Annotated in this window: 20 protein-coding genes; 8 read left to right on the top strand and 12 right to left on the bottom strand. The window is 36.7% G+C overall.

Translation table 11 applies throughout. The annotated features are described in order from the left end of the window. Positions 1-93: 93 nt before the first annotated feature. The gene (locus tag IW22_RS23560) at positions 94-873 is read right to left on the bottom strand and encodes an MBL fold metallo-hydrolase (RefSeq protein WP_051891122.1); all 780 of its coding nucleotides are present in this window, start codon (positions 871-873) and stop codon (positions 94-96) included. 250 nt (positions 874-1,123) lie between these two features. After that, entirely contained in the window at positions 1,124-1,678 is a 555-nt protein-coding gene (locus IW22_RS23555) for a Crp/Fnr family transcriptional regulator (RefSeq protein ID WP_051891121.1), read from the bottom strand. 128 nt (positions 1,679-1,806) lie between these two features. Between IW22_RS23555 and IW22_RS06030 the strand changes: the two genes are divergently transcribed. Together IW22_RS06030 and IW22_RS06025 are read left to right on the top strand one after the other, a co-directional pair. Further along, positions 1,807-2,181, top strand: a complete 375-nt coding sequence (locus tag IW22_RS06030) for a helix-turn-helix transcriptional regulator (RefSeq protein WP_034725025.1) — start codon at positions 1,807-1,809, stop codon at positions 2,179-2,181. Between the two features lie 1,149 nt (positions 2,182-3,330). Continuing rightward, positions 3,331-4,167: a hypothetical protein gene (locus IW22_RS06025; RefSeq protein ID WP_034725022.1), complete on the top strand. Its 837-nt coding sequence runs from the start codon at positions 3,331-3,333 to the stop codon at positions 4,165-4,167. A 158-nt stretch (positions 4,168-4,325) separates the two neighbouring features. On the opposite strand, the gene IW22_RS06020 is transcribed toward IW22_RS06025, so the two are convergent. The 7 genes from IW22_RS06020 to IW22_RS05990 all read right to left on the bottom strand — a co-directional run bounded on the left by IW22_RS06020 (position 4,326) and on the right by IW22_RS05990 (position 10,978). Then, positions 4,326-5,087 (bottom strand): abortive infection system antitoxin AbiGi family protein, encoded by a 762-nt coding sequence (locus IW22_RS06020; protein WP_051891120.1) that lies wholly within the window; start codon positions 5,085-5,087, stop codon positions 4,326-4,328. A gap of 17 nt (positions 5,088-5,104) precedes the next feature. Then, a complete protein-coding gene (locus tag IW22_RS06015) occupies positions 5,105-7,093 on the bottom strand; it encodes a urocanate hydratase (RefSeq protein WP_034725020.1) in 1,989 nt (662 codons plus the stop codon). A 187-nt stretch (positions 7,094-7,280) separates the two neighbouring features. Further along, the gene (locus tag IW22_RS06010; protein ID WP_051891159.1) at positions 7,281-7,724 is read right to left on the bottom strand and encodes an endonuclease domain-containing protein; all 444 of its coding nucleotides are present in this window, start codon (positions 7,722-7,724) and stop codon (positions 7,281-7,283) included. 155 nt (positions 7,725-7,879) lie between these two features. Next, positions 7,880-8,170, bottom strand: a complete 291-nt coding sequence (locus IW22_RS06005; protein WP_034725019.1) for a hypothetical protein — start codon at positions 8,168-8,170, stop codon at positions 7,880-7,882. 193 nt (positions 8,171-8,363) lie between these two features. Beyond that, entirely contained in the window at positions 8,364-9,341 is a 978-nt protein-coding gene (locus tag IW22_RS06000; protein ID WP_034725017.1) for a 2-hydroxyacid dehydrogenase, read from the bottom strand. Between the two features lie 86 nt (positions 9,342-9,427). After that, a complete protein-coding gene (locus IW22_RS05995; RefSeq protein WP_034725016.1) occupies positions 9,428-9,682 on the bottom strand; it encodes a hypothetical protein in 255 nt (84 codons plus the stop codon). 645 nt (positions 9,683-10,327) lie between these two features. Continuing rightward, complete coding sequence (locus IW22_RS05990; protein WP_034725013.1) at positions 10,328-10,978, bottom strand: protein-L-isoaspartate(D-aspartate) O-methyltransferase; 651 nt, start codon at positions 10,976-10,978, stop codon at positions 10,328-10,330. Positions 10,979-11,116: 138 nt separating this feature from the next. On the opposite strand from IW22_RS05990, the gene IW22_RS05985 reads away from it, so the two are divergent. From IW22_RS05985 to IW22_RS05960, 6 genes are all read left to right on the top strand, one after another. Next, positions 11,117-12,079, top strand: coding sequence for a Gfo/Idh/MocA family protein (locus tag IW22_RS05985; protein ID WP_034725011.1), 963 nt, complete (start codon positions 11,117-11,119; stop codon positions 12,077-12,079). Between the two features lie 225 nt (positions 12,080-12,304). Further along, the gene (locus tag IW22_RS05980) at positions 12,305-14,035 is read left to right on the top strand and encodes a cellulase family glycosylhydrolase (protein ID WP_034725009.1); all 1,731 of its coding nucleotides are present in this window, start codon (positions 12,305-12,307) and stop codon (positions 14,033-14,035) included. Between the two features lie 63 nt (positions 14,036-14,098). After that, positions 14,099-14,977 (top strand): CGA/CIA family class A beta-lactamase, encoded by an 879-nt coding sequence (gene bla-A, locus IW22_RS05975; protein ID WP_034725008.1) that lies wholly within the window; start codon positions 14,099-14,101, stop codon positions 14,975-14,977. A gap of 70 nt (positions 14,978-15,047) precedes the next feature. Beyond that, a complete protein-coding gene (locus tag IW22_RS05970) occupies positions 15,048-15,458 on the top strand; it encodes a hypothetical protein (protein WP_034725007.1) in 411 nt (136 codons plus the stop codon). 11 nt (positions 15,459-15,469) lie between these two features. Continuing rightward, entirely contained in the window at positions 15,470-16,360 is an 891-nt protein-coding gene (locus IW22_RS05965; RefSeq protein WP_185113575.1) for a 3-hydroxybutyryl-CoA dehydrogenase, read from the top strand. A 52-nt stretch (positions 16,361-16,412) separates the two neighbouring features. Next, positions 16,413-16,652: a hypothetical protein gene (locus tag IW22_RS05960; protein WP_007845674.1), complete on the top strand. Its 240-nt coding sequence runs from the start codon at positions 16,413-16,415 to the stop codon at positions 16,650-16,652. A gap of 50 nt (positions 16,653-16,702) precedes the next feature. Here the strand turns inward: IW22_RS05960 and IW22_RS05955 are convergent, their stop codons facing one another. From IW22_RS05955 to dnaN, 3 genes are all read right to left on the bottom strand, one after another. Beyond that, positions 16,703-17,113: an META domain-containing protein gene (locus tag IW22_RS05955; RefSeq protein ID WP_034725005.1), complete on the bottom strand. Its 411-nt coding sequence runs from the start codon at positions 17,111-17,113 to the stop codon at positions 16,703-16,705. A 549-nt stretch (positions 17,114-17,662) separates the two neighbouring features. Continuing rightward, complete coding sequence (gene pheT / locus IW22_RS05950) at positions 17,663-20,065, bottom strand: phenylalanine--tRNA ligase subunit beta (protein ID WP_034725004.1); 2,403 nt, start codon at positions 20,063-20,065, stop codon at positions 17,663-17,665. 394 nt (positions 20,066-20,459) lie between these two features. Then, positions 20,460-21,590: a DNA polymerase III subunit beta gene (dnaN, locus tag IW22_RS05945; RefSeq protein WP_034725003.1), complete on the bottom strand. Its 1,131-nt coding sequence runs from the start codon at positions 21,588-21,590 to the stop codon at positions 20,460-20,462. Positions 21,591-21,728: the final 138 nt, after the last annotated feature.

Below are 21,728 nucleotides of genomic sequence, written 5' to 3'. Positions count from 1 at the left end.
AAATTCGAGGTTCGAAATCATGCTAAAAATAAAAAAACTTTGCCATAAACGATCAGTTGACAAAGTTTTTTACAGATTTATTTTTAACCTTTACTACAACTCCAGATTATTTTCAGATTCATCCAGAATACATCCGTCTTTCAGAATTATATATTCCTGTCCTATTTCCTCATAAAGTCTCTGCAGATCCTGCTGATCAAACTTTTTGGGAAGATAAAATTTCTCATGTTCGAATAAACCATAATGTATAGGAACCAGTTTTCCGGCGTGCAAAAGATGGGCTGCCGTAAAAGCTTCTTCCAGATCCATTGAAGCAGGAACCGGACTGTATTCCAAACCAATCACTTCAAAATTCACGACCACTCCATTCACCGGTAAAAATGCATAATCTATGTTTTCATTTTCCTTTCCCAGTTTCCAGAACTGATTATGCCAGATTGTATCTCCGCCGTGAAAAATTTTGGTCTGTTGGTCTTCTACAATCCACGAACTTTGAATTTCGCCCACCCCATCCATCGCAAACACGGGTTTGAATGTAATCTTATTTTCAGTAAACGTTTCATTTAAATCCAGAACAACCATTTCAACGTCTCCTACATATTTCCTTACGATCTCCTCCAATCCCGAATACACAATCAACTTACCCTCTTTTTTAAGGCATTTTTCTATCATCTTCTTATCAAAATGATCCAGATGCATATGCGTAAAAAGAATATAATCCGCCCGCAGATCCTCAGAAAAAGTCAGCAGCTTTTCAACCGCATCGCCTAAAACAGGTTTATAGTAAGAGAAATCTTCTACCGCGTCTATCAGTACCGTTTTTCCACCGGAAACAAGCTTTATTCCGGCCCAATTGAGTTTTTGTATTTCCATATTTTTTTTCAACAAAGGAAAAAATTGATGGAACGGCAAACAATAAACAAAAGATAATTAATGAGCTAGATTTCAGATGTCAGATGTCAGATGTCAGATTTCAGACATGAGACCTTTTGCAGTATTAAAGTTTCGGGATACGAACCAGCAACTGTCAACCAGCAACAAACTCTCCAGTCAACCTCAACTCCTCTTACACAAAAACTCTCCTACTCTCCTACTCTCAAACCCTAAAACCCTCAAACCCCAATCAAGAAATTCTCTTCCTGATTCTGCTTAAAGAAATAGGCGTAATTCCAATGTAAGACGCAAGATATTTCAAAGGAATATGCTTGATATAATGAGGTTTGCTCTTAAGAAGGTATTCGTAGAGATCCTGAGGGGTATTTTTGAGGAGCAGCATTTCTCTCTTCATCGCGGCATTCAGCTTTTTACTGAGGTAGTAATTCTGTACAAACCGGCAGTCGGGATTGACGGTAAACATTTCCTTCACCTCATCCAGTTCTATTTCCCAGGCCAAACCTTTATCGATGGATTCAAAAACAGCTTCGGAAGATCTTTCTTTAGGACTATCACCCACTACGAAGACATCTCCCGGAAAATAGAAGTCGACTGAGATTTCCTGATCCAGATCTGCGATCTCCTTGATGTAAAACTTCCGGACAATACCCTGCTCAACGAGATACACCTTATCCTCCTGAAATATTTTCTTTCTTGAAAATTCAAGCTTGCCAAATTTTTCCCAGGCAGGATCTTCTCCATCCATATTCAGATGCGAAAAAAGGTTTTTATTGATGGTGGCCAATGGTGATGGTTTTAAACTGATGTTGGACAGAGTAAAAATAAGGTTTTATTTGTGATTTTTACCTCCTAATAAAAAGGCCAATTATATTTTTTTGAGTAATATTTTGCATATTTGTACAAAATACGGTTATGCAAAAAGAAAAACTACGTGATGTAAGAAAAAGAAAAGGTCTAACGCAGCAGCAGATCGCGGATGTCCTTGCCACAGATGTTTCCAACTACAGTAGAAAAGAATCCGGAGATGTGGCCATCCGAAAAGAAGAATGGGAAAAGATCGCCCATTTCCTGGAAGTTCCCTTGGAGGAAATCTATCAGGAAGAGGAAGCGAAACAAATCAATCATTTTGATAATATTACTTCAAGCACTAGTTTTGGAAATAATATAAGCGGTAACTATTACTGTAATGTTCCGGAATTCCTCCTGGAAAGCCAGAGAGAGCTTATAGAGCTTCTGAAAAAAGAAAACCTAAGACTGGAAGAAGAACTTAAAAAGTATAAAAAATAAAGATTTCCTATGCTTTATTTGTTTTGAACCATTAAGAGAATTTAAGTGGTTAAGGTTCGTTAAGAAACATCAAAGATGTTTTATAAAGCAGGATGCTTACTATTCTGAACAGCTTAAATACCCTTAATGGTTCCCCACCGTCATTGCGAGGAGCAAAGCGACGAAGCAATCTCAATCACCATCCCCTTTGCTGAAAATCATCGATTTTCTTGCGCCTTAAATATTCACACAGCTTATAAAGCCTTGCGTCTCTGCGATTATCCAACAGAAAAAACCCTTCAATAATTATCACCCTCAAACCTTATAGGTTTTAAAAACCTATAAGGTTTAGATCAACAGCCAATAAAACATAAACATCAGCACCATCTGCAAAATCTGCGCGATAATGCATAAAACAAGCAAAAAAACTTATCTTTTTTATTGTTGGAACATCGCAAAGACACAAATTTTATGACAAAAACACGTTGTAAGACGCAAAGATTTTATCTCCGATAAAATTGAATATCGCCGTCATTGCGAGGAGCAAAGCGACGAAGCAATCTCATCATTCCCTCCTATCCAAAAATTCCTTTTCAACAATTATTACCCTCAAACCTTATAGGTTTAGATCAACAGCCAATAAAACATAAGCATCAGCACGATCTGCAAAATCTGCGCGATATTTCTTTAATTATTTTCACATTACCATTCGGAGAGATACCACAAGAGGCTGGTTGCTAATTACAGAATATTTCAGAATTGAAAACTGCCAATAATTCTCTGGGCTAAAATCACAAGATCTTTAGTACCCAGCTTAGTGAGTGAAATTTTCATTTGTTTGTGTTTTTGGTTTCGGATTTAAATATATAAAAAACTTATAATGTGACAAATAACCTTGAAATAAATATCAGGAGTTGGGCGGAGGCTTTCTACAAGTTGTGGGAGAGTTGGGGAGATGTTCGGAGGTGGCAAACAGGGTTGTTTTAACCAATGGAGAATTCAAGTGGTTTGCTTTCCTTGTGTTTTAAAGCTTCTGATAATTTCGGATATAAAAAGTGAACTTACGGTTTCACGTAATTGTGATTAAATTCATTTTTTTATATTTGGAAATTACATTTTTGATTGAAACTATGTATATCTTATTATCTCAATATTAATAGCATTTTATAAATGGAGGATTTAAAAAAAAAGATTTTAGATGATATTGAACTAACAGGTTTTGTTTCAGAGCTCCAAGTTAATTCCTTACTGATAAAAAAGGGCTGGTCTACACGTCATAGTGAAACATATGAAGATAAAGACTATAACAAAAGTAGAGAAATTGATATTATTGCAACAAAAACATATTATGATGAGGAATCAAAGTTACATGTAGAATTCCAATTAGTTATTGATGTCAAACGCATGAAGAAAAGACCTTGGGTCGTTTTTTCAGTTGAAAAAAGGAATAATACATCTCAAGGGTGGAGAATCCTATCAACAGGTCATAATAATACAACCAATAATGGAGGAAAATTTAAATCCGGATTATTTACAAAAGGAGAAGTTGATACTAATAATTTCAAAAAAAATATAAAAAACTATGGTATCGCTTTTCATGAAAGTTTCAAACCACCAAATGAAATTTCCAAAGTATATGAATCTTTAATTGGAGTTTGTAAAGCAGCTTGGCATAAAAAAGAAAAATATTCTTATGATAAAAAATTTGAAGAGTTTGATCTAAAAGAAGAAACAGAAATATATATTTTTATTCCTGTTGTTGTTCTTGATGGAAACCTTTTTGAAGTCAAACTAGATGAAAAAGGAGAAATAGAATTAAACGAAAAAGAATTAATTCAAGTTCAATTAAGTTATTCTTCTCCAAATTATAGTACATCTGATTTAATTTTTTTTCCTGATATAGTTACAACCGATAAATTGGCTGATTACTTAGAAAAATCTGAAAAATGGTTTAAAGGAATGACAAAGGAGTTCAAAAATACAATATTGAAAAAATATAGAAATTAAAACTGCAACTAATATTCTATTGACTATTTCATTTAAAGTATAAGCAGGAAATCTTCTTCTATTTTTCCATTTATACTTTTTGTAATAATTAATAAAAAACCTGCTTCACAGCAGGTTTTTTTTTGATTTTCAAATGATTAATTCTTAGTTCAAATTTATTAGAAATCAGACTTTATTTGTTCAGTCGAAATTATTCTACTTGTAAGTCTTTTAACTTGTTCCATTGGATATTTTCCTTTAATATTTTCCAGAGTTCTTATAATATCATTTCTTTCAGATTCATTTTTTATTATTATATAGTTAATATCTTCTGGCTCAAAATTTAATCTTTCGTTTTCTATCTCGTCATTAACTAATTGCTTAAAAATGCTAACATCTTCATGAATAACCTTTTTTAAATTAGCAAACATCAAAGCTTCCGATTCTAAATTTAAAACATATCTCCATTCTCTTTCATCTGAGAATCTATAGTTTTCAATTATTTTTTTACCTGATCTTTCTAATTTTCCTTGATAATTTTTAATATATCTAAAAATATCAAATACATATTTTTCTTCTAAAGTTAATTTCGAAATTTTTTTATCATCATCTCCATTTTTAATTTTAATTAATAGGTGGTCAAAAAAATTTTTTGAAAGATTCGAATTAATATCCGTATATAATACTGGATTTAGTCCATTCTTTTCTGCCCAAGATTTCTTCAATCCAATACCATAATTTCCATAACTCTGTATATGCTTCTCAATTTGTGAAAATGGTATGTCACAAAATGAAACCATTGGAACTAAGAAGTCATATCGTTTTGTATCGGATCTTATTATTTCTCTGCAATATCTTAGTTTGAAGTTATCTTTAAGAATACCTTTTAAATTAGCCAATTTATTTGTAAAATGGATTAGAGAATTAGAACTTAGTGCCATAGCAAGATATTTATCAATTATAAGAACAAACTCTCATCCACAAAATTCGGCAGTGTCACCTTCAAATTCGGTTCTGCTTCCATCGCTCTTTTAATGGCGAAAACAGCGCCTTCATTTCTAGCCCAGCTTCTTCTGGAAATTCCGTTGTTCACATCCCAGAACAGCATGGATTTTAATCTTCTGTCGGCCTCTGCACTTCCGTCCAGCAGCATTCCGAAACCTCCGTTGATTACTTCCCCCCAGCCTACTCCGCCACCGTTGTGGATAGAAACCCAGGTAGCACCACGGAAACTGTCACCGATTACGTTGTGAATCGCCATATCTGCGGTAAATCTTGAACCGTCGTAGATATTGGAAGTCTCTCTGTAAGGGGAATCCGTACCGGAAACATCATGATGATCTCTTCCCAGCACAACAGGTCCGATTTCTCCGTTTTTAATGGCATTGTTGAAGGCTTCAGCAATCTTCATTCTTCCTTCTGCATCGGCATAAAGGATTCTCGCCTGAGAACCTACGACCAGTTTATTTTCCTGAGCGCCTTTGATCCACTGGATATTATCTTTCATCTGCTGCTGAATCTCTTCCGGAGAATTTTTTACCATTTCTTCCAAAACAGCACATGCAATATCATCGGTTTTCTGCAAATCTTCCGGTTTTCCGCTTGCACATACCCAACGGAACGGCCCGAAACCGTAATCAAAGCACATAGGTCCCATAATATCCTGAACATAGCTCGGATATTTAAATTCTCTTCCTAAGGTTGGATTTTCGGCCATTACATCTGCTCCGGCTCTTGAAGCTTCCAGTAAAAAGGCATTTCCGTAGTCGAAGAAATAGGTTCCTTTCTGCGTATGTTTATTGATGGCTGCTGCGTGTCTTCTTAACGTTTCCCGAACTTTTTCTTTGAATAATTCAGGCTCCTCAGCCATCATTCTGTTTGATTCCTCAAAACTCTGTCCGGCAGGATAATAGCCACCCGCCCACGGATTGTGAAGCGACGTCTGATCTGACCCGATATCTATTGTTAAGTTTTTTTCGTCAAATTTCTCCCAAACCTCAACAATATTTCCAAGGTAAGCCAGAGAAACGGTTTCTTTATTTTCCTGAGCTTTTCTTACTCTATCGATCAGCTCCTCTATGTTCTCATAAATCTCGTTCACCCATTTCTGATCGTGACGGATCTTGGTGATCTTAGGATTCACTTCAGCACATACCGTGATACAACCGGCAATATTTCCGGCTTTTGGCTGTGCGCCGCTCATTCCTCCCAATCCTGAAGTAACGAAAAGTCCGCCCTTTGAGTCTTTTTTAATTTTTCTGAATGCATTCAATACAGTGATGGTTGTACCGTGAACAATTCCCTGCGGACCAATATACATATAGCTTCCCGCCGTCATTTGCCCATATTGCGTAACGCCTAAGGCATTAAATTTCTCCCAGTCATCCGGCTTGGAATAATTAGGAATCATCATTCCGTTCGTTACCACCACTCTCGGCGCATCTTTATGAGAAGGAAACAATCCCATCGGATGCCCTGAATACATCGTTAAAGTCTGCTCATCCGTCATTTCAGACAGATATTTCATCGTTAACAGATACTGAGCCCAGTTTGAGAATACGGCTCCGTTCCCTCCGTACGTAATCAGTTCGTGAGGGTGCTGTGCCACGGCATAATCCAGATTGTTCTGAATCATCAGCATAATGGCTTTTGCCTGCTCAGACTTTCCGGGATAATCAGCAATGGATCTTGCCTTCATTTCATAATCCGGACGGAAACGGTACATATAAATTCTCCCGTATTTTTCCAGTTCTTCCCTAAATTCAGGTAAAAGCTCCGCATGAAACTGAGGCTCGAAATAACGCAAAGCATTCTTCAGAGCAAGCTTTTTCTCTTCCTCCCCTAAGATTTCTTTACGCTTCGGCGCATGGTTGATATTGGTTTCGTATGGTTTAGGCTGTGGCAGCTGATTCGGGATCCCCTGCTGTATCTGTTCTTGAAATGTCATATTGCTATTTAGTTCAATGTTTAGAATTCAACTTTTTTAAGTTTTAAAGATATTCAAATTAGAAAATATAGGCAAGGGAATTTGATGCGGTGATTCGATGATATGTTAATGTGCTGATTTGATGATGTGATGATTCGGGTGTAGTTGAGATGGCGGGTGAAGATTCCCCTCCTCCGGAGAGGTGGATTTAAAATTCATGGAATTTTGGAAGACGGGGTGGTCCAAAATGCTCAATAATAAAATATTCCAGATCCTTCATTATGACATATAGATTATTCCTCACATCAAAATCAGTGATTCTGAAAACGACAAGCCCTAAAGACTCAAAATACTCCTGTCTGATTCCATCATCAACCTCTTTTTCATCATGACTTGAACCATCAATTTCAACGATTAACCCCAGAGCTTTTACATAGAAATCAACAATATAATTTCCGATAACCTTTTGTCTGTCAAAATCAATATGGTGGAATGTTCTTGCCCTTACCTTTTTCCAGAAAAGAACTTCGCCTAATATTCCTGCTTTTCGTTTTTCTTTTAATAACAGGATTAAATGAGGATTAAAGGGTAAGTGTTCTACAAAATTTCTGTAGATGGGAATGTTGTGAATGTGTGTTAAGATTTCTTTCATTGTTTGTGTTTTTATTTGACCACCCCGTCTTCTCCTTTCAGTCGAATCCACCCCTCCGGAGGAGGGGAATGTCTCCACATCAGAATTCTTGTATCCCAAAAATAAAAAACCTCACTGAAAATCAGTAAGGCTGTTATATTGTATGCATTCGGAGTTTAAGTTAAAACATCGTCATTTTCTTCTTCATGATCATCCGCATTATCACTGCGGCTCCAGTAATTGTTTTCTTCGTCCTCGGATCCTATTTCTTCCATATCATCGTCATCTTCAGTGCCGGGAATATCCAAGCCTTTATCTAATTTATCATCGTCCTCTTCACTGAGAATGGGGTTTCCATCACCGTCAAGCGGAATATGTTTTTCTTTATTGAATATATCTTCACTCGGACTGTAGTCCATCTCTTCGAGTTTTCTGTTCTGTTCGTTGGTATTGTTTTCTGGTGTCATAATATCAGTATTTAATGTGAATGGTATAGAACAAAAACGGTTCCAACCTTCCCGTTTGTTATAAGAGATTTATGTAAACAGATCATTTACTACTGCTGTTTCAATTCCTCATCCATTTTTACCATAAAAAATTGGAAAGATGTTCTTCCCAATTTTTTTTATTACTCATTACTTATTGCCCATTACTCATTCTTCATCCCGTATACACCTCAGGATTGGCACAATAAGGTAATTTCTCACCTTTAGAGAAGGCTATAATATTTTCAGCCGCGATTTTGGCCATTCCGGTTCTCGCTTCAATGGTGGCTGAACCGATATGCGGCAGTACACAGACATTCGAAAGTTCTAAAAGCGGGCTTTCTTTAGACATCGGTTCAGGATTCGTGACATCTAAACCGGCTCCCCAGATTTGTTTTGAAATCAATGCTTCATACAGGTCCTTTTCGTTCTGAAAACCGCCTCTTGCTGTATTGATAAAAATCGCATTGTCTTTCATTTTTGCGAAAACGGATGCATTGAATAGATCCTTCTGTTCAGGAGTGAAATTAGCATGAATACTAAGAACATCAGATTGTGCAATCAGTTCTTCGAAAGAAACATAAGAAGCATTCAGTTCTTTTTCAGCTTCTTCATTTTGATTACGGTTATGATAAATAATATTCATATCAAAAGCCGCTTTTGATTTTTTAGCCATTTCAACACCGATTCTACCTAACCCTAATATTCCCAAAGTTTTCCCGTACAATTCCTGCCCTAAAGCATGTAACGGATCAAAGTCGCCCCAGTTGCCATCTTTTACCTTCTGAAAATTGTAACTTGCTCTCCTCGCCACCGACTGCATCAACAGGAAAGCAACATCTGAAGTGGCTTTACTGAGTACATCCGGCGTATTTCCCACGGGAATATTTCTACGGTTCGCTTCGTTAATATCTACGTGATCGAAACCAACGGAATATAATGCGATTGTTTTTATATTGGGACATTGACTAAAAAAATCTTTGTCATATTTAAATTCTCCGCCCACGCTTAAAACAGCATCGTGATTCTGACAATAGATCAGCCATTCTTCACGAGACAGATTGTCGTGTTCCGGAATGAAAACTTCCAGCCCGGCTTCTTTCAGCATATGAATTCCTGCTTCCGGAATTCTTCTGTTTACAAATACTTTCATTATTTATTTCGATTTAGATTTCGTGTATTTCAACAAAAAACCTCACTCCTGTTACAAGTGAGGTTCTTTAACTTTTGTATTAAAAATTACTGATGTTTATCTTTATTTTTGTCCCAGGCTTCTGAAGCCATCTCCTGAATTTCATCCCAAACATCTTTTGCAGATTTCTGTGCATGAGCCATAAAGCCCTGTTTGGTTACTTCCTGATTCTTCATTTTCATATCATTCATATAATCCTTCACCTGCTGCCCATAGCTTTCTACATGATATCCGGGATTATTATGCAGGTTTTTCTGAATATTACTAAAATCGTGTGAGGATTTAAATCTATTCGTATCCATAATAATATAATTTAAGTGATTAGGTTCTGTACTGAATCCAATTACTATTCCGAAACGGTCTTAATGTTTATTAAAATGTGATTTTTTTTAACCACAAAAGACACAAAAGTTTTATAACACTTTAGTTTATTTGAAGTTTAATTCATACTGCAAGAAAGTACACTTAAGTTCTACAAAAAAAATCAAAGATTTTCATCCAGAATAATATTTGTAAAAATCTGCGCCATCTGTGAAATCCGCGGGAGATCTAAAATTTGAACCACTAAGAATAAATAAGTTTTTAAGAATATTAAGATGAGCTCCACTTTAAGCAGACTAACTTAAAAAATCATCAGATTTTCTTAACTTTTCTTATCATCTTCATTGACCTTAATGGTTTAAAAATCAAACATAGAATCCGTTTCATCCGAAAAATTTGATGGAGAAAAACATCAATCACAAAAGACACAAAAGCTCTATAACACTTTAGTTTATTTGAAGTTCAAATTCGAACTGCTTACAAGTGCACTTAAGTTTTTATGAAAATCTTTGATTTTCTACTGATGTGATCTTATTGTTTTCAAGACCATTATCTTTTGAAACTTTAGTGACCTGAAGTGTTTAGAATTAAAAAACTTTTGTGACTTTTGTGGTGAAAAAACTTCGTTAATGATTGGTATCTCCCAACATAGGAACAAATTTATAAGCCCCAAATTCTTCTTTTTCGAACTGCGTAGGAGCTGTTTTTGTAAACCTGTACAGAATCTGTTCATCAGTAGGACCTAATGGAATCACCATTGTTCCACCGATATTCAGTTGTTTCAGTAATTCTGTAGGCAGCACCGAAGCTCCACAGGTAACGATGATCTTGTCAAAAGGGGCAAACGTCGGAAGTCCGGCAAAACCATCCCCGAAACTTTGAAATTTCGGATTTAAATGCAACTCGCGGAACTTCTTTTTTGAAAAATCAAAAAGATCTTTCTGCCTTTCCACCGTGTATACCAAAGCTTTCATAGCAATCAGAACGGCAGTCTGGTATCCACAACCTGTTCCAATTTCAAGAACCTTCTCTCCTGGCTTCACCTGCAACAGCTCAGACTGCTCTGCTACGGTTGAAGGATGGGAAATAGTCTGGTGTGACAAAATGGGAAATGCCCGGTCTTCATAGGCGAAATCCTCAAAAATGCTCTCGATAAAAAGGTGTCTCGGAACTTCACTCATTGCCGAAAGTACATTCTCATCCGATATCCCGATCTTATGTCTTAAATATTCGACTAAGATTTTTCTTTTTCCTTTATGTACAAACGAATCATGCATCATTAGTAAGATAGTAGTTATTAGGTTGCGTGTAGTAGTTTCTACAAAAGTAAAAAAACTATCAATACTTATCAACCTAAATGCAACAAGGTATTTCCTAATACCTAAAATTCTTATCTTTACCAAAATAAAAAATCTATGTTAAAAGCAGGTTTGGTAGGTGCCGGACATCTGGGAAAGATCCATTTAAGACTTCTTAACCAATCAGATAAGTACGAGCTGGTAGGTTTCCACGATAAAGACACTGAAAACGGAAAAAAAATAGAAGCTGAATTCGGGTATAAATATTTTGAAAATTTTGATGACCTTCTTGAGCAGATTGATATGCTGGATATTGTGACACCTACAGTCTATCATTACGATTATGCTTTAAAAGCGATTGAGAAAAAGCTTCATTTTTTCATTGAAAAACCGGTAACCCAAACGCTTGAGCAGGCAGAAGAAATTCTTCACAAATGCCAGGAAAACGGCATCAAGGCGCAGGTAGGACATGTTGAAAGATATAATCCTGCTTTTATCGCTACAAAGGAATATATCAATAATCCGATGTTTATTGAAATCCACAGGCTGGCAGAATTCAACCCGAGAGGAACGGATGTTTCTGTGGTTTTGGATTTAATGATCCACGATCTGGATATTTTATTAAGCATGGCGAAATCAAAGGTTAAAAATATTCATGCAAGCGGTGTTTGTGTAGTAAGCAAAACTCCTGATATTGCCAATGCAAGAATAGAATTTGAAAACGGTTGTGTAGCAAACCTTACCACTTCCAGAATTTCAATGAAAGCAATGAGAAAAAGCCGTTTCTTCCAGAAAGACGCCTACATTTCTGTAGATTTCCTTGAGAAAAAAGCGGAAGTGATCAGAATGAAAGATGCACCTGAGAACCCTACTCCGTTTGATATGATCATTGAGAATGCTGACGGAGAAAAGAATCAGATTCTATTTGAATATCCTGATATTCAGCCAAATAATGCTATCCTTGATGAATTAAATTCTTTTGCAGACGCGATCACGGATGGTAAAAATGTAGAAGTTTCTCTTGAAGACGGAACTGAAGCTTTAAAAGTTGCCCTTGAAATTGTAAAACTGATTTCTTAAAAAGATCTCACGATCATATTTTAACAGGCTGTCGTGGTATCCATGACAGCCTGTTTTATTTAATTTCGATTTTACATGGATTAATTCTTACTTTCCCGATTCATTGAAAATAATCTGTTTTCGTTACACAATTTTAATCTTTATTCTGGATTTTTTAAATATATTTGTTTTTCTGAAAACAATTATTCTATAATTCTCTCCAATAATTTAAATACATAAATCCATATGAAAAGAGTCATCCTATTATCCGCCTTATTATTGTCTCAATTTGGGACATCACAATTATTAAAAACCGACGGACAGAAAATAATTAATGACAAAGGTGAAAACATTCAGCTGCGGGGTCTGGGTCTCGGCGGATGGATGCTTCAGGAAGGATATATGCTGAAAACCGCTGACTTTGCAGGGCCTCAGTACAAGATCAAAGAAAAGATTTCTGAGCTGATAGGTGAAAACGGAATGAAAGATTTCTATAAAGCATATCTTAAAAACGGCATTACCAAACAGGATATTAATTTTCTCGCTAAAGCAGGATTCAATTCTATAAGGCTGCCTATGCATTATGATCTGTATACCCTTCCCATTGAAAAAGAACCTGTAAAAGGGCAAAATACCTGGCTGGAAGAGGGTTTTAAAATGACAGATGATCTGCTGAAATGGTGTGCTTCAAATAAGATATATTTAATTCTCGATCTTCATGCAGCTCCGGGAGGACAGGGAAATGATGTCAATATTTCAGACAACGATAAAACAAAACCCTCACTTTGGGAAAGCACTGAAAATCAACAAAAAACAATTGCTCTCTGGAAAAAGCTTGCGGAACGGTATAAAGATGAACCGTGGATCGGTGGTTACGATCTGATCAATGAACCGAATATTAATTTTACAGGAAAAAATCCGAACGGTACCGATGAAATGTCCAATGCCCCACTCTGGAAACTTCAGAAAGAAATTACAGCAGCCATTCGCGAGACGGATAAAAAACATATGATATTTATTGAAGGAAACGGCTGGGGAAATAACTACAACGGCCTGATCCCACTGTGGGACAACAATATAGCATTCAGCTTTCATAAATACTGGAATTATAACAATGACGAAACCATACAGTCTATTCTTGAACTCAGAAAAAAACACAATATTCCGATCTGGCTTGGAGAAACCGGCGAGAATTCCAATGTGTGGTTTACGGAGCTGATTCAGCTTCTGGACAAACACAATATCGGCTATGCGTTCTGGCCTATGAAAAAGATCGATAATATTGCGGGAATTACCAATGTAAAAACCACTCCTGAATATGAAAAGCTGCTCAACTACTGGAAAAACGGTGGTGAAAAACCATCTAAAGATTTTGCAACGAAAGCATTGATGCAGATAGCAGAAAATTATAAATTCAGCAATGTGGAGATCAAAAATGATGTTATTGATGCCATGTTCAGACAGGTAACGGAGGATACGACCAAACCGTTTAAAAACCATCAGGTTCCGGGAAGAATATTTGCATCAGAATACGATCTGGGAAGAATCGGTTCAGCTTATGTTGATCATGATTTTGTCAATCTTTGGGTAAGTGATCCCAAGAAAAGGTCTGAGTGGAACTCGGGGCAGCAGATGAGAAATGACGGTGTAGACATTTATCGCTGCCATGACGGTATTACCAATCAATATTATGTAGGAAAAACAGAAAAGGGAGAATGGCTTCAGTATACTGTTACTGTAAAATCCGAGAAAAATTACACGTTCAATATCCGATATTCAGGCAGTAATGATACTGAGATTAAGCTTGAAGATGCTTCCGGAAAACAGCTGTCCAATATTTCGCTGCCATCCACCGGTGGAGAGCAGAACTGGAAAACAGTAGCCGTTAAAAATGTCCCGCTGAAGAAAGGAACAAATAAAATCAGGTTCCGCTTTGAAGGCAACGGTTCGAATCTGAATTATTTTGAAATACAATAATAAATATCTTAAATTGCAGATCCCTTTTACACGCTAAAAGGGATCTTTTTTAATCCGTAGTTTATGAAAAAAATAGGACTTTTCTTTCTTCTGATTTCATCTCTGGCAGTGGCTCAGAAATCTGTTTTGGAACAAAAAATAAATTCAATTACAGAAGGTAAAAAAGCAACGGTTGGAGTTTCGGTTCTTGGTTTTGAAAATAATTTTAAATACAGTAAAAACGGAGATCAACCTCTTCCGACTTTAAGTGTATTTAAATTTCATATTGCCTGTGTAGTACTGGATCTTGTGGATAAGGGAAAGCTGTCTCTGGATCAGAAACTTTTCTTCAAAAAAGAAGATATGCTGGAAAACACCTGGTCGCCGATCCGTGAAAAGTATCCTGATGCTAATGTTTCATTGCCATTAAGTGAAGTTCTAGACTACACCGTTGCATTAAGTGACAATAATGGCTGCGACGTTTTGTTAAGGCTTATCGGAGGAACACAGACTGTTCAAAAGTTTATGGATTCAAAAGGAGTAAAAGGCTTCCAGATCAAACACAACGAAGCTGAGATGCATAAAAGCTGGAAGGCTCTGTATGAAAATTACAGCACCCCCAATTCTGCGGTTCAGGTTCTGAAAAAATTCTATGATGGAAAACTGCTTTCCAAAAAATCTACCGATTATCTGATGCAGATCATGCTCAGAACCAAAACCGGTACGAATAAAATTGTTGAACAGCTTCCAAAAAATACACCCGTAGCCCACAAAACCGGTTCTTCCGGAAAAAATGACAACGGCCTTACTGTTGCTGAAAATGATATGGGGATCATCACCCTTCCGAACGGAAAACATTACGCAATTGCCGTATTTGTAAACGATTCCATGGAAACGGATGCTGTGAACTGTAAAATGGTTTCGGATATTTCAAAGGCGGTCTGGGACGATTTTAATAAGTAAAATATTAAGCTTATTTTTAAAGTTGAAAAACCGGTAGAATTTCATTTCTCCAACCCGGAAAACTATTGATATGAAAAAAATAGTATTAACAACATTCCTTTTCTGTTCTGCATTTCTTTTTTCGCAAAAGAGCATGAGCTATGTCCGTATAAGCTATGGCAGTATCTGTTGTGGAACACCTTCCACCAAGCCTGTGACAGATTATCTGAAAAAGTTTGAGAAAAGCAATCAATTGAGGGCTTTTGAAGTTTTAAAACAGGGCGGATTGGGAAGAGAAGGTGAATTTAATTTATACATCGGAATAGACGGATTGGGTAAAAAGCAGAAAACAACTTTCGAAAAAGGCCTTCAGTCCGTTATTACTTCACAAAACAAAACCAGAAAACAGGACAGTGACGGTACTGTGAATTTCGATCCGGCGGTGACTGTTTATGAATCCGATCTGGCGGACCTTAAAAATTTAACTATCTATAAAAAATAAAAGAAAAAATGATCAAAAACATTGTAGTTATTGGAGCTGGAACCATGGGGAATGGTATTGCGCACACTTTTGCACAAAGCGGATTCAAAGTAAATCTGGTAGATGTATCTCAGGATGCCCTGGACAGAGGACTGAAGACAATTACAACGAACCTTGACAGAATCATTGCAAAGGGAAACCTTACTGAAGAGCAAAAAGCTGAAACATTAGGAAACATTACCACTTTTACAGCCCTTCAAGATGCTGCCGGAAATGCAGACCTTATTGTAGAAGCAGCTACTGAAAATCAGGATCTGAAACTGAAGATCTTCGGACAAATGGATGAACTGGCACCTGCCAACTGTATTCTGGCGACCAATACCTCTTCTATTTCCATCACGAAAATCGCAGCGGCTACCAAAAGAGCTGACAAAGTGATCGGAATGCATTTTATGAACCCTGTTCCTATCATGAAACTGGTAGAAATCATCAAAGGATATTCTACGTCTAAAGAGACTTTCGATGCGATTTATAACATGAGTAAGACCTTAGGAAAAGTTCCTGTAGAAGTGAACGATTATCCTGGTTTCGTAGCGAACAGAATTCTTATGCCAATGATTAATGAATCTATTGAGACGCTTTACAACGGAGTGGCTGGTGTAGAAGAAATTGACACGGTAATGAAGCTTGGAATGGCGCATCCGATGGGACCTCTTCAGCTGGCAGATTTTATCGGTCTTGATATCTGTCTTGCGATTCTTAACGTGATGTATGACGGTTTCAAGAATCCTAAATATGCCCCGAACCCACTTCTTGTGAACATGGTGATGGCAGGAAAACTGGGGGTAAAGTCCGGTGAAGGTTTCTATGATTATTCAGAAAGTAAAAAAGCTGAAAAAGTTTCAAAAATGTTTTTGAAATAATTTTAAGTCAATAATTTTATTTATCTTTGATTAAAGTTAAAATATTTAAAAAATGAAATTACCAAAGTTTTTATTAGCAGACAATTCGGAATTTCCTGAAGATTTATTCGTAGTTCACACAGAATATCCAAGATTCATCTTAAACGTTGAGGAAGAAGAAGTTGAGTGGCTAGATGATTTGGAAGGTGACGATGAAGAAACTATGGCAGACGAGGCTACAAAAGTAGTAGAAGCTGCATTCAAATGGTGTGATGAAGAGTTGGCTAAGTACGACGAAGAAGAGGAAGAATAATAACGACCTAAACATAAAAAAAGGAACTCAAATTGAGTTCCTTTTTTATTTTATTCCGACTTGTTGAATTTTAACAGCAGAAGATTATCTTTATACAGTTCCAGTGTAGTTCCGGAAATCACATATTTATTAGCCTTCCCTACCATATCCATAAAGTTTTGCTCAACGCTCATATTGTTACACATCATTTTGGTAGATCCCATCTGTCCTGCAGAGAAATCACCGGTAGAAGGGTCTATTTTAGCAGTTCCGAAATAGTTGTTGCACCCTCCGTTTCCATTGATCTTTTCCCCTTCAATATTCAGGGTCGGAACCTTACCTTTCACGTTATCTGCCAATGTCCATTTTGTATTCGCCAATGAAGGCTGTGCCTTTCCTACTTTAGATGCAGAAGCGCTGGACATGGTACCGCACGACGCCAGAATAGCAGCCGCACCTATACTTAAAAAAAGATTTTTCATTTTTTTCTTTTTGAATTACTCAAATTTAAGGAAATTATATTATTTAAACGGGACGCGGGGGATTTTATTACTTTTTAAGAGTTCTATTTTCTAATTAATTTTACTGATATTTTTCTAATAGAATAGGTTGTATTTTATGTTTTGGCTAAAGCCGATTGATTGGGGTGGCTATTTTAAAACGGGCTAAAGCCCGTTTCTATTGAATATCTATCATCGGATTTTTAGTTTCGCGCGGATTTGGCTGATGAAAGCAGATTTTTTTCGTATAGAAGCTATGGAATTATTAACCGGAACTATGATCTGCGAAATCTGTGTGATCTGCGAGAAACAAAAAAACAGTTCTTTAATTTGGGCTAAAGCCCGCTCCTATTGAATGATTATGGGAATATTATTTTCTCGCGCGGATCTTGCTGATGAAGCAGATTCTCTTACGTAGAAAATTATATAATGAAATTAATATTCTCAATCTGCCTGATCTGATTAATCTGCGCGAAAAAGAAACAAAAAAACGGGCTAAAGCCCGTTTTAATGATATATTTTCTATCTGAATTAAGATCTTAATTCTGCGTTGTATTCTTTCTGGAAAGCTTTGATCAGAGAATCCATCACTTCGGAAATTTCTTTCTCTTCCAATGTTTTCTCTTCATTCAGAAGCTCAAAACTCATGGCATAAGACTTTTTCCCTTCTGGAAGGTTTTTCCCTTCATATACGTCGAATAGGTTGATCCCTTTAATGAAAGGAGACTTATTCTTTTTCGCCGTTTCATAAAGATCCTGATAGTTTACGTTTTTATCGATCAACAAGGCAAGGTCTCTTCTGATTTTGTTGAATTTAGGAATATCTTTAAACTTAAGTTCGTTTTTAGAACGTAATTCCTGTGCTAATTCAAGTTCGATTTCTGCGTAGAAACATTCCTGATCGATGTCAAAATCTTTCAGCATTGCAGGAGATACTTTCCCTATTCTTACTAGCGTTTTTCCGTCTGCTTCATAAGCTAATGAATCAGAGAATCTATCGTCAGTTAAAGCCACTTCTTTATAACTAACAGCCAGTCTTTCCAATAAAACTTTTACATAAGCTTTAAGGTTATAGAAACTTACTGCAGATTTAGGTTGTAACCAGTTTTCCGCAACATCTCTTCCTGTCACAAGGATTGCTAGTTGTTTTCTTTCCTCGTATTTATCTTTTTTGTGGTAAATTTTCCCGAATTCGAAGAACTTGATATCCTGATTCTTTCTGTTGATGTTGTACACCGCATTTTGAAGAAGACCTTCCAATAAAGATTTTCTCATGAATGCAAGATCACCACTTAACGGATTCAGTAATTTTACAGCATCGGTTTCATCTTTTACAGAAGTCAGTGAGTTGTTCATCACTTCATTGAATCCAATGCTCTGTAAAGTTCTTGCCCAGTTGTTTTCCAGCTCGTCCTGATCATTGGCGCTCAGCTTAACCGGTGTAAACGAAATTTTCTGTGGAGCATCGATCTTGTTGTATCCGTAGATTCTTAAGATTTCTTCAATTACATCAATTTCTCTGGTTACATCAGCTCTGTAAGCCGGCACTGAAATTTCAAGTCCGTTCTGGATCTCGTTTAAAACCTGGATTTCCAAAGCTTTTAAGATCTCCTTTACTTTTTCTCTGTGGATCTTTGTTCCTAAAATCTGTTCAATTTTTGAGAATCTGATGATCACATAATTGTCCTCGATTTTCTTTGGATATTCCTCCAACAGATCTCCCACTAATTTTCCATCAGCAATTTCCTGGATCATTTTGATCGCGTGAGTGATTGCTGTTCTGGTAATATTCGGGTCTACTCCTCTTTCGAATCTGAAAGAAGCGTCTGTATTTAAACCATGAAATTTAGCTCCTTTTCTTACGGCAACCGGGTTGAAGTAAGCACTTTCAAGGAAGATGGTTTTCGTTTCATCAGAAACCCCTGAATTGGCACCACCGAAAACTCCGGCAATACACATCGGATTATCTTTTCCGTCTTTGATCATCACCTCAGAACCATTTAAAGTTCTTTCAACGCCGTCTAAAGTCGTGAATTTTGTTCCTTCTTTTACCGTTCCCACTTTCACTTTACTTCCTGTGATCTTGTCTGCATCAAATGCATGAAGGGGCTGTCCGTATCCGTGAAGGATATAATTGGTAATATCTACAATATTGTTGATCGGGTTTAAACCAATCGCTTTTAATCTGTCTTTTAACCAGGCCGGAGATTCTGCTACTTTTACGTCTTCAATCACTGCTCCGATGTATCTTGGACACAGTTCAGCGTTTTCAACTTCCAGCGTGAAATTATGAGAACCTTCGTTATTCAGAGCTTCAGAAGAAACTTTTTCAAACGTTGATTTCTGCTGGTTGGTAGAAAGAAATGCGTGAAGATCTCTCGCCACACCATAATGTGACATCGCATCTGTTCTGTTCGGCGTCAAACCGATTTCGATCACTTCATCATTAGCCAGTTCAAAATAATCTGCAAAGTTTTTCCCTACTTCATATTTGGTTTCATCCAGCACCATGATTCCTCCGTGATCTTCGCTAAGGCCAAGTTCGTCTTCCGCACAAATCATTCCCTGAGAAACCTCGCTTCTGATCTTTGCTTCTTTGATCTCAAAAAAGTTTCCGGTTTTGTCATAGATTTTAGTTCCCACTACAGCTACAGGTACAGTCTGTCCTGCTTCTACGTTCGGAGCACCGCAAACAATATTCAATATTTTTCCGTTTCCTACGTCAACTGTTGTTTTCTTTAACTTGTCTGCATTCGGATGTTTTTCGCAGGTCAATACTTTTCCTACAACAATACCTTCCAGGCTGCCTCTTACACTTTCAAATTTTTCTATCCCCTCTACTTCAAGACCTATATCTGTAAGGAATTCTCCGATTCTTTCAGTTTTCAGTTCCGTTTTGATAAAGTCTTTCAGCCAGTTGTTTGATATTTTCATTTGCTCAATCTATTTTTAATTGATCACACCTCGGTTTTTAGCCTTTAATCTGATCATTTTTATACGTTTCCAAGGTTAAAAAACCTTTTCTTTTTTTGAAAATCCATTAAAATTTTCCGAGCTACAAATGTCGTGTTTTTTTGAGAAACGGCGAAATTTAGAGCTCACTTTAAGAGAATAAGTTTTAATTTTTTTCCACTCTATGGTTTAGTGAATTTAGCGTAGTTTTTTTACAGAAATTAAAACTATTTGTTACGATTATGTCATGATTGGTCTTTACAATCATGGACGAAACTTGTAAAGTATGTCATTTAATATTCTTTTCATTAAATTCAGGCCCATTAAAAAAGAGACTGGATTCCCCAGTCTCTTTTAATTGTATGTATAATTGATATTACAATCCGATTACCGGCATTGATAACATCAGGATGTTTTCGCTTTCTTCAAGACCATCAAGAGGTTCGATGATCCCCGGTCTATTCGGTTGAGACATTTTCATGGTGATATCATCAGAACCTAAAATCGTAAGCATTTCCGTTAAGAACTTAGAGCTGAAACCGATATTGATATCTTCTCCGTTATAGTCGCAAGGGATCTGCATATCTGCTTTGTTTGCATATTCCGTATCTTCTGCGTGAAGGTGAAGAATATTGGCAGACAGTTTAAATCTTACCTGGTTGGTAGATTTATTAGACATGATGGATGCTCTTTTGATCGCTCCTAAAAGAAGGTTTCTGTTGATCGTCAGTACGTTTGGATTTTCTTTCGGGATTACAGCTGTATAGTTAGGATATTTCCCGTCTATCAGTCTGCAGATCCAGATGTGTTTTCCAAAAGTAAATTTAGCCATATTCTCATTGAAGTCGATCTTAACGTCTTCGTTTGAGCTTGCCAGTATATTTTTGAAAATGTTCAAAGGTTTTTTAGGCATGATGAACTCCATGGGTTCGGCATTCATCAGGTCTGTTCTTTTATATACAACCAATCTGTGAGAATCGGTAGAAACAAAATTGGTTTCGTTCTCACCAAACTGGAACAATACGCCTGTCATTACAGGACGAAGAGAGTCATTACTGGTTGCAAAAAGCGTGTTCGTCAATGCTTCAGATAAAACTCCGGCAGGCATCGCTACACTCTGAGAAGCATCAAATTCCGGAAGTTCAGGATAATCATCTGCATTATCCAATGCTACTGCGAAATTGTCTTTTTCATCTAAAATCTCAAGCTGGCTCCCGGTTCCTTCTGCATTGTCTTTCACAACAAACGTCAAAGGCTGTTCACCATAAGTCTTGATAAAATCCTGAAAAATTTTAGCAGGAACGGCAAATTTACCCGAATCGTCAGACTTTACCTCCAAAGAAGTAACAAGAGTAGTCTCGCCATCAGAAGCTGTAATGGTAACGTTATTTCCGTCTAATTCAAAAAGATAGTTTTCTAAAATCGGTCTCGATTGAGAGCTTGATATTACGCCACTTACAGTTTGCAATGCTTTCTGCAGTTCACCACTTGAAATAATAAATTTCATAGATTTAAAAATAAGTTTCTACAAATATAATAAATAGAAACTATAATGAAAAAAATAATCACAGGGAGTTTTTCACAAATATCATTAATTGGTTTTCAGACTTGACATTAAGCCCGGATTTAATTTTTAAACGGAAGA

The sequence above is a fragment of the Chryseobacterium sp. JM1 genome (genome assembly GCF_000737715.1).
Classification (GTDB): domain Bacteria; phylum Bacteroidota; class Bacteroidia; order Flavobacteriales; family Weeksellaceae; genus Chryseobacterium.
This window is presented reverse-complemented; position numbering and strand designations above follow the sequence as displayed.

What these genes read in the sequence shown, in the direction of transcription:
- IW22_RS23560 (WP_051891122.1), bottom strand. Translation starts at nt 873, where the DNA reads ATGGAAATACAAAAACTCAATTGGGCCGGAATAAAGCTTGTTTCCGGT.
- IW22_RS06030 (WP_034725025.1), top strand. Translation starts at nt 1,807, where the DNA reads ATGCAAAAAGAAAAACTACGTGATGTAAGAAAAAGAAAAGGTCTAACG.
- IW22_RS06025 (WP_034725022.1), top strand. Translation starts at nt 3,331, where the DNA reads ATGGAGGATTTAAAAAAAAAGATTTTAGATGATATTGAACTAACAGGT.
- IW22_RS06020 (WP_051891120.1), bottom strand. Translation starts at nt 5,087, where the DNA reads ATGGCACTAAGTTCTAATTCTCTAATCCATTTTACAAATAAATTGGCT.
- IW22_RS06015 (WP_034725020.1), bottom strand. Translation starts at nt 7,093, where the DNA reads ATGACATTTCAAGAACAGATACAGCAGGGGATCCCGAATCAGCTGCCA.
- IW22_RS06010 (WP_051891159.1), bottom strand. Translation starts at nt 7,724, where the DNA reads ATGAAAGAAATCTTAACACACATTCACAACATTCCCATCTACAGAAAT.
- IW22_RS06005 (WP_034725019.1), bottom strand. Translation starts at nt 8,170, where the DNA reads ATGACACCAGAAAACAATACCAACGAACAGAACAGAAAACTCGAAGAG.
- IW22_RS06000 (WP_034725017.1), bottom strand. Translation starts at nt 9,341, where the DNA reads ATGAAAGTATTTGTAAACAGAAGAATTCCGGAAGCAGGAATTCATATG.
- IW22_RS05995 (WP_034725016.1), bottom strand. Translation starts at nt 9,682, where the DNA reads ATGGATACGAATAGATTTAAATCCTCACACGATTTTAGTAATATTCAG.
- IW22_RS05990 (WP_034725013.1), bottom strand. Translation starts at nt 10,978, where the DNA reads ATGCATGATTCGTTTGTACATAAAGGAAAAAGAAAAATCTTAGTCGAA.
- IW22_RS05985 (WP_034725011.1), top strand. Translation starts at nt 11,117, where the DNA reads ATGTTAAAAGCAGGTTTGGTAGGTGCCGGACATCTGGGAAAGATCCAT.
- IW22_RS05980 (WP_034725009.1), top strand. Translation starts at nt 12,305, where the DNA reads ATGAAAAGAGTCATCCTATTATCCGCCTTATTATTGTCTCAATTTGGG.
- bla-A (WP_034725008.1), top strand. Translation starts at nt 14,099, where the DNA reads ATGAAAAAAATAGGACTTTTCTTTCTTCTGATTTCATCTCTGGCAGTG.
- IW22_RS05970 (WP_034725007.1), top strand. Translation starts at nt 15,048, where the DNA reads ATGAAAAAAATAGTATTAACAACATTCCTTTTCTGTTCTGCATTTCTT.
- IW22_RS05960 (WP_007845674.1), top strand. Translation starts at nt 16,413, where the DNA reads ATGAAATTACCAAAGTTTTTATTAGCAGACAATTCGGAATTTCCTGAA.
- IW22_RS05955 (WP_034725005.1), bottom strand. Translation starts at nt 17,113, where the DNA reads ATGAAAAATCTTTTTTTAAGTATAGGTGCGGCTGCTATTCTGGCGTCG.
- pheT (WP_034725004.1), bottom strand. Translation starts at nt 20,065, where the DNA reads ATGAAAATATCAAACAACTGGCTGAAAGACTTTATCAAAACGGAACTG.
- dnaN (WP_034725003.1), bottom strand. Translation starts at nt 21,590, where the DNA reads ATGAAATTTATTATTTCAAGTGGTGAACTGCAGAAAGCATTGCAAACT.